General features: G+C 49.3%; 6 protein-coding genes and 3 pseudogenes. 3 read left to right on the top strand and 6 right to left on the bottom strand.

The window, feature by feature from the left end:
• The 4 genes and pseudogenes from WG8_RS28055 to WG8_RS28050 form a co-directional block, all read right to left on the bottom strand.
• Positions 1-300 (bottom strand): annotated as a pseudogene (locus WG8_RS28055) (phage tail sheath protein); the annotation flags it as partial.
• 2 nt (positions 301-302) lie between these two features.
• Entirely contained in the window at positions 303-521 is a 219-nt protein-coding gene (locus WG8_RS05675) for a hypothetical protein (protein ID WP_007429160.1), read from the bottom strand.
• Positions 522-531: 10 nt separating this feature from the next.
• Positions 532-1,392, bottom strand: coding sequence for a hypothetical protein (locus WG8_RS05670; RefSeq protein ID WP_198286441.1), 861 nt, complete (start codon positions 1,390-1,392; stop codon positions 532-534).
• 459 nt (positions 1,393-1,851) lie between these two features.
• Positions 1,852-1,971: pseudogene (locus WG8_RS28050) on the bottom strand (IS3 family transposase); the annotation flags it as partial.
• A 202-nt stretch (positions 1,972-2,173) separates the two neighbouring features.
• Between WG8_RS28050 and WG8_RS05665 the strand changes: the two are divergent.
• Together WG8_RS05665 and WG8_RS05660 are read left to right on the top strand one after the other, a co-directional pair.
• Positions 2,174-3,073, top strand: coding sequence for a dihydrodipicolinate synthase family protein (locus WG8_RS05665; protein WP_007429158.1), 900 nt, complete (start codon positions 2,174-2,176; stop codon positions 3,071-3,073).
• Positions 3,074-3,228: 155 nt separating this feature from the next.
• Positions 3,229-4,788, top strand: a complete 1,560-nt coding sequence (locus tag WG8_RS05660; RefSeq protein ID WP_007429157.1) for a multicopper oxidase family protein — start codon at positions 3,229-3,231, stop codon at positions 4,786-4,788.
• 117 nt (positions 4,789-4,905) lie between these two features.
• On the opposite strand, the pseudogene WG8_RS26285 reads toward WG8_RS05660, so the two are convergent.
• Positions 4,906-5,140, bottom strand: a pseudogene (locus tag WG8_RS26285) (aminoglycoside 6-adenylyltransferase); the annotation flags it as partial.
• A 49-nt stretch (positions 5,141-5,189) separates the two neighbouring features.
• Entirely contained in the window at positions 5,190-5,666 is a 477-nt protein-coding gene (locus WG8_RS05655) for an ArpU family phage packaging/lysis transcriptional regulator (protein WP_007429156.1), read from the bottom strand.
• A gap of 278 nt (positions 5,667-5,944) precedes the next feature.
• Here WG8_RS05655 and WG8_RS05650 point away from each other — a divergent pair, with 278 nt between their 5' ends.
• Positions 5,945-6,418: a helix-turn-helix domain-containing protein gene (locus WG8_RS05650; RefSeq protein WP_007429155.1), complete on the top strand. Its 474-nt coding sequence runs from the start codon at positions 5,945-5,947 to the stop codon at positions 6,416-6,418.
• The last annotated feature ends 11 nt before the right edge of the window (positions 6,419-6,429 follow it).

The following is a 6,429-nucleotide window of genomic DNA, read 5'->3' as shown; positions in this document are numbered from 1 at the left end:
AGCAGCCGTATCATCCGCCAAACGGTAAGCGAGCAGTTTTTTCGGACCGCCCAGCAAAGCCAGATACAGTGTGGAATAGGCTGTCGCGCCGTCCTCACTGTCGCCGGAAAAGATTTGGTTAATGGCTGTTTCGCTGCCAATCTCTACAAACTCACGTACAGGACCCCAATTCGCCTTGACGGATACAATGACCGTACCACGTGATCCACCTTGAATCGCTGAAGCTGCTGCTGCCTGAAAGTTCATATACAAACCCGGTAATACCGGTTTATTCGTGTTTTCCCATGTTCCGCCTGCCATAATTAGTCCACCTTCGCTTTCATAAATTGTTCGATTTTAGTGTGTGCTTCTGCTACCGTGAACAGCTTGTCCTGTGCGCCAAAAAAGGCGCCTGCCAGCACCTCTTCCTTCACGGAAAACAATGGTTCCGCGTGTTCCTTAAGCTCCTCCAGCGTATAGCGGGGGCCGCCTGCTTCCTGCCCGGCATATAGCTGGGACTTCTCATTTTTTTCCAAGGTCACTCAGACCACCTCATTTCAAAACAGGATGAATTTCCACTCTGCGAATCAACGCCGCTTCCTCAGCCGGACGCATACGTCGCTGTACCAGCGTCAGCCGGAGCTGACCGTCTAAAATCGCATCCGCCTGCAAATCGGCCGAAGCTTCGTCCGTAGACATATAACGCCCCTTGTCCTGATCCAGTGGAAGCTGGATTTGAGTCGCAAAGCCCTCGACCAGCGCGGAGGCTGCGCGGTTCTCTTCAGCGCTGTCTTGAGCGATGATATGTCCGATGAACCGTTTGCGGAGCTCATACATGGAGGCTCCCGCCATCCGGGTCTCGCAGCCGCTCAGACGCCATAAAACCGCGTGCCGTCCCGGCTGTGCAGGCCATGCATTGGCGTATATCGACCACGTCTCGCCCAGTTGCTTTTGCGTCCAGCGGGCCAGGGCTGCCAGCCATTCATCCGGCTGTGCGGCACCATTTGTCGGAATGGCTGAGCTCCCTTCCGTTTCAGGCACATATACGCCAAAGCGCAGCGTTCTATAGGCCTTGCCTGTGACGGTGTCCAGCTTTTCCGCATCTCGCACGCCCAAATAGTGCGGGGTAAAAGCCGACGTGTCCTCACCTTGGCCTGTCACCGGTTCCCGGTGCAGCCCGGCAATCAGGGCATTCGCCCATACATCGGCCTGCGCCAGCCCGGCTTGTCCTGCGTACAGCTTGATGCGGACAACCTGCCGGTAGCCAGCCCAGGAAGACTTCCAGATTTCCTCGCCCAGCGCCATAACGGCATACGGCTCCTCTGCCGTCTGCGACGGTGGCTGAACATCGTATACACGTCCTTGCAGCGCCGGAACAATTTCAACGAGCTTTTGCTTAAAGGCTTGTCTCATCCTGCAGCATGCCGCCTTTGCGCAACCTGCACTCGCATGCTGTGACTGCCTAGCCATGCTTTTTTCCACTTTCGTGTTCTCATCCGGCGCAGCCTCATACTCATGCATTGCAGCATCCCTTGCTTAGGCAACACGACTCCTCCTTTCTGTACAACGAATTCCCGGGAATCAGCAGAGACGATCACCGCATAAAAAAACCGGCCCTATTGGCCGGCTAACGTTTGACTGTGTGTGTCTTCGGTATGTTCTCTTGTCTTGATTCCCGATGATATAATCTTACACCCTAATAACGAATACGTTGCCGGGGAAATGGACGATAAAAGCAGAAGCTAGGGATGAAGTTAGGCGGTATTTTGAGAACGTGTGTTCCTATCATTAGAACAGTATTAAACCTCCATGCCGACAAGTCTCAAAAAAATATCCGACATTAAATTGTTCCATGCTTTCTAATTATTGGGTATATAAAAATTCGGATCTAAAAATCCCGAAGAAGTTCTCCATAACCGCATTGTCGTAGCAGTTTCCTTTACGGGACATACTTTTAGTTATCCTGTTTTCTTTTAATGTTGCTTGGTATTGCCAACGCCTTGTGATGGACGCCCCTTCATTCGCTACGCTTCCTTGTCCTTCTTTCCCTTGAAGTTAGTTTTTTGACCTGTTTCAGTCTAACTCTCTAAATTGGCCTAGTTATTTGTCTCAGAATTGGCCCTTTAAGTAAGCCCAATTGATTTTTATAATTTGTATGCATTTTGAAGGCTAACAATCAAAGGAGTGTAGCTTGATGTTCCATGGATTATCTGCTTTTCCAATGACCCCATTGAATGAGGCAGGCATTAACGAAAAAGAATACGTAAAACTGATCCAACGATTGGTCGCAACTGGCGTAGACGCCATCGGTGCACTGGGTTCGACAGGGAACTACGCCTATCTTAGCCGGGAAGAGCGTCTTGGCGTTTTACAGCTTGCCGTCGGTTCCGCCGAGGGCATTCCCGTGATGACAAGCATAAGTGCGATTCGCACGCTTGACGTGCTTCGATTAGCGGAAGACGCGCAAAAAGCAGGAGCAAGCGCAGTGCTGTTGGCTCCTGTTTCTTACCAAGCGTTAACGAATGAAGAGGTATATTTGTTGTATCAACAAGTGACAAGCTCGCTCTCTGTTCCGCTTTGCGTGTATGATAATCCGGGAACTACGCATTTTCATTTTAGTGATGAGCTGCACGGCCGAATTGCCGAACTCCCCCATGTTCGTTCGATCAAGATTCCTGGAGTACCTTCAGAACCTGAAGCAGCCAAGGTACGCATTAGTAAACTGCGAGCGCTCATTCCTTCCCATGTAACGATCGGCGTAAGCGGGGACCCGTTTGCAGCCACTGGCTTGAATGCAGGCTGTGAAGCGTGGTACTCCGTTCTGGGTGGCTTGTTTCCAAAGACATGCCTGAGAATGACCCGATTGGCCCTAGACGGTTGTGCTGACGAAGCAGAACAGCTCTCAGCGCGGCTTGAACCGATTTGGTCGTTATTTCGCCAATACGGCAGCCTTCGCGTTGTTTCGGCAGCAGCCGAAATCAGTGGCTTGATTTCAAGTCCCAGTCTCCCTCTACCCTTACAACCACTGAATCTATCAGCCAGGGAACATCTGAGGTCCATACTTACAGACATTCAATCTATTGAAGGATCATAGAAAGTTGTGTAGATTGAACGCACTTTATTCAATTTAGGCAGAGTGTTAGGCAGCTGTACGGTTCGCATCTCTCCTACTCGACATTAGACTATAATACAAGTGGCCTGAGGGCATACCTTAGCCATGTTACTAATGCTGGTTAGGAGGAATACGCTATGCCGCTTAAAAAATTTGTAACCCCACTGGCCATCCCGCCGACTCTAAAACCGATTCGCCACAGCCCGAAAGAGACCTTTTATCAAGTGAAAATGACTCAATTTAAGCAAAGACTACACCGTGACCTGCCGCTCACAACCGTGTGGGGATATAACGGAAGATCTCCGGGACCTACCATCCACGCCCGCAAAAACGAGCGGGTCCACGTGAAATGGATCAATAAGCTGCCGCTCAAGCATCTATTGCCCGTCGACAAAACGATTCCAGGAGCTGGTCCTAACGTCCCCGAAGTTCGGACCGTCGTTCACCTTCACGGTACAGTAGCCCGTCAAGGAAGCGACGGATACCCTACAGCCTGGTTCAGCCGCGACTTCAAGGTAGTCGGTCCCCAGTTCAGACGCAAGGTATATGTGTATCCGAATTCGCAAAACGCAGCTACTTTGTTCTATCACGACCACGCCTTGGCGATTACCCGCCTGAATCTGTATGCCGGTTTGTCCGGGGCCTATCTGCTAACGGATGCTCATGAAGCGTCTCTGCCGCTACCGAAAGGAAAGTTTGATATCCCGCTCATCATTCAGGACAGGTCATTCAAGAAGAATGGGCAACTATTCTACCCAAGTAATACAACGCCTCCGGTAAAAGGAGTCAACCCTTCTATCGTTCCGAATTTCTTTGGCAATACCATTATGGTCAACGGGACCGTATGGCCATTTTTGAATGTGGAACCAAGAAAATATCGGTTCCGAATCATTAACGGCTCGAACTCCCGCTTCTATCAAATAAAGCTCAGCTCCGGACAATCCTTTATTCAAATCGGTTCCGATCAAGGCTTGCTGACCAAACCGGTACAGGTGAAACAGATCACGCTCGGCATAGGCGAACGGGCGGATGTGATCATTGATTTTTCGAAGCACAAAGGGCAGAACATCGTCCTTACCAACCATGCGCGGGCACCCTTCCCGGGGGGAACATTGCCGAACCCCAATACGACGGGAAAAATCATGCAATTCCAGGTAGGCCGTCATCTAACCTCACCCGATAAGAGCCGCATCCCCGCCAAATTAAACGTCATCCCCCGTTTGTCGCCCGCCAAGGCGCGTCGAGTACGATGGCTCAAGCTAAGCTCAGCGCCGGACAAATACGGCAGGGATGTTCAGATGCTGAATAACAAAGGCTTTGAAGCTCCGGTGACAGAGAAACCTGTTCTTGGTTCCATTGAAGCATGGAACTTTGTCAACCCCGGTACGAACACGCATCCGATGCATCTGCATCTGGTAAAATTCCAGGTGCTCAGTCGCAGGCCATTCGATGTGAATTTCTATAACAAGACCAATAAAATTCGTTACACAGGCCGGGCCATCCCTCCTGCGTCCAATGAACGGGGATGGAAAGACGTTGTCCGGGCGAACCCGGGCCAAGTTACCAAAATCATAGCCAGGTTCGTTCCCTTTACAGGTCTTTTCGCTTGGCACTGTCATATTCTGGAGCACGAGGACTATGATATGATGAGGCCCATGAGAGTCGTCCGCGGCAAGGGAATCCCCAGAAGAAAATGATACGTTCAAAAAGACTTGAAGTGAGCCCCAATTGGCCATAAAAAAACTGCACCTCCAGTTGTTAGTTATGCCTAACAGTTGGGGGGCAGTTCATTAAAAAGGCGGCCATGATACAGTTCACGTCCATGAATGATAAATATTTACAGCATACCTGCTGACAGCTTCGTCGTAATTCGGATACCTGTAATTGAAGCTTTTTGCCACAGCCTTGGAGTATTTTCTAAATAACTCATAACAAGCAAATAAAGACTGCCACATTTCCGGATAGCCATTTTCAGAATAGGTGGATAGCAAAAAGAATTTCTTTTCTCGCCAATCCTTTTACCACATAGGTTGAAACCATCCAGAACTCCCCGAATATCAGGAGGCCAGAGCCTTTTAGAGGAGCTGTACGATTTAGACTAACCCAGTTTTCGATCTGCGCCCTTCTGCAAGCCTGCCAGATTCAAAACGCCTTGGTCTGCCAGCGCAAGCGCCATTTTGTAAAAAGCACGTGTGCGAAGCTTCGTATACGTATCCTTGCTGACCGGCGGGTCCAGTACATAATTGTAAACCTTGTAATCAAACACATCGTCATCCTTTAAATAACGCTCACGGATGAGCAGCTGTTCGCGTTCATTCAAGCGACTGACTACAGCATCTACCATTTCGCAATAGGCCAGGCGGGCGGCGGGAGCATCTACATTATATACGGCTGTCCGGGCTGTCGGATCGCTGGTCACATTCGTTGGACCGTTCGGTCGATCCGTATAGCCAGCCGTGATAAAGCTTTCCCGGTCCATAAAGGTTATCGTTTTATAGATCCGGTACTTCTCAAATACGCCCTCCAATGCATTCTGCGTTTTACGACGATCCAATTCGGGTAAGTTATTTTTCATGTACAGCAGCACTCCTTATCTTATGCCTTTTGACAATGATGTAATTTTTAGCAATCACAACTTCTTTGTTTACATTTTGTTCGTATTTTGTTCGCATCTTGAGTATAACATAGCATTATTTAGAATTTCTATCCATCGTCAAAAAAAGCGGTTTGCTCCCAAAAACAGGATGCTCGCTTTATTTTTCTATACCTTTTGGCATATTACGTGCTTTTGCTAATTACCTAATGGTATAATGGAACCAATCTATGATTCTATTGCAGAAGGGAGCCTCCTTTGTGGAACAGCCAGCATTCGGAACCTACTTAAAGCAGCAGCGTGAACAAAAGCAATGGAGCATTAACCAATTGGCAGATGCCGCAGGCATTAGTAATTCACAAATTTCCCGCATTGAAAACGGGCTGCGCGGAGTCCCCAAGCCCTCTACTCTCCGCAAAATAGCGGACGCACTCGACGTATCCTATACCGAAATGATGAAAGTCGCCGGTTATTGGGAAAACGACGATTCCATAGAGCAGCATTCACACGAACCTTATCGTTCTACTGTGCCGGATTGGGCAACCTCCAAGGACCGCCGGGATTTCAAAAAAATGCTGGAGGAAGACGACGAATTAATGTTCGACGGCATTCCGCTGAATGAGACTGACCGTCAACGGATCAAGGATGTGTTAACAGGTCTGTTCTGGGAAGCCAAGCAAATGAACAAGCACAAGAAGCCCCAAGAGCCCCGGGCGGGCAAAGATCAAGGATAGCAGGTGATCGT

The sequence above is a fragment of the Paenibacillus sp. Aloe-11 genome (assembly GCF_000245715.1).
GTDB lineage: Bacteria > Bacillota > Bacilli > Paenibacillales > Paenibacillaceae > Paenibacillus > Paenibacillus kribbensis.
This window is presented reverse-complemented; position numbering and strand designations above follow the sequence as displayed.

Bases quoted from the DNA above. Each gene is read 5' to 3' on its own strand.
- WG8_RS05670 (WP_198286441.1), bottom strand. From the start codon at position 1,392: ATGAGACAAGCCTTTAAGCAAAAGCTCGTTGAAATTGTTCCGGCGCTG.
- WG8_RS05665 (WP_007429158.1), top strand. From the start codon at position 2,174: ATGTTCCATGGATTATCTGCTTTTCCAATGACCCCATTGAATGAGGCA.
- WG8_RS05660 (WP_007429157.1), top strand. From the start codon at position 3,229: ATGCCGCTTAAAAAATTTGTAACCCCACTGGCCATCCCGCCGACTCTA.
- WG8_RS05655 (WP_007429156.1), bottom strand. From the start codon at position 5,666: ATGAAAAATAACTTACCCGAATTGGATCGTCGTAAAACGCAGAATGCA.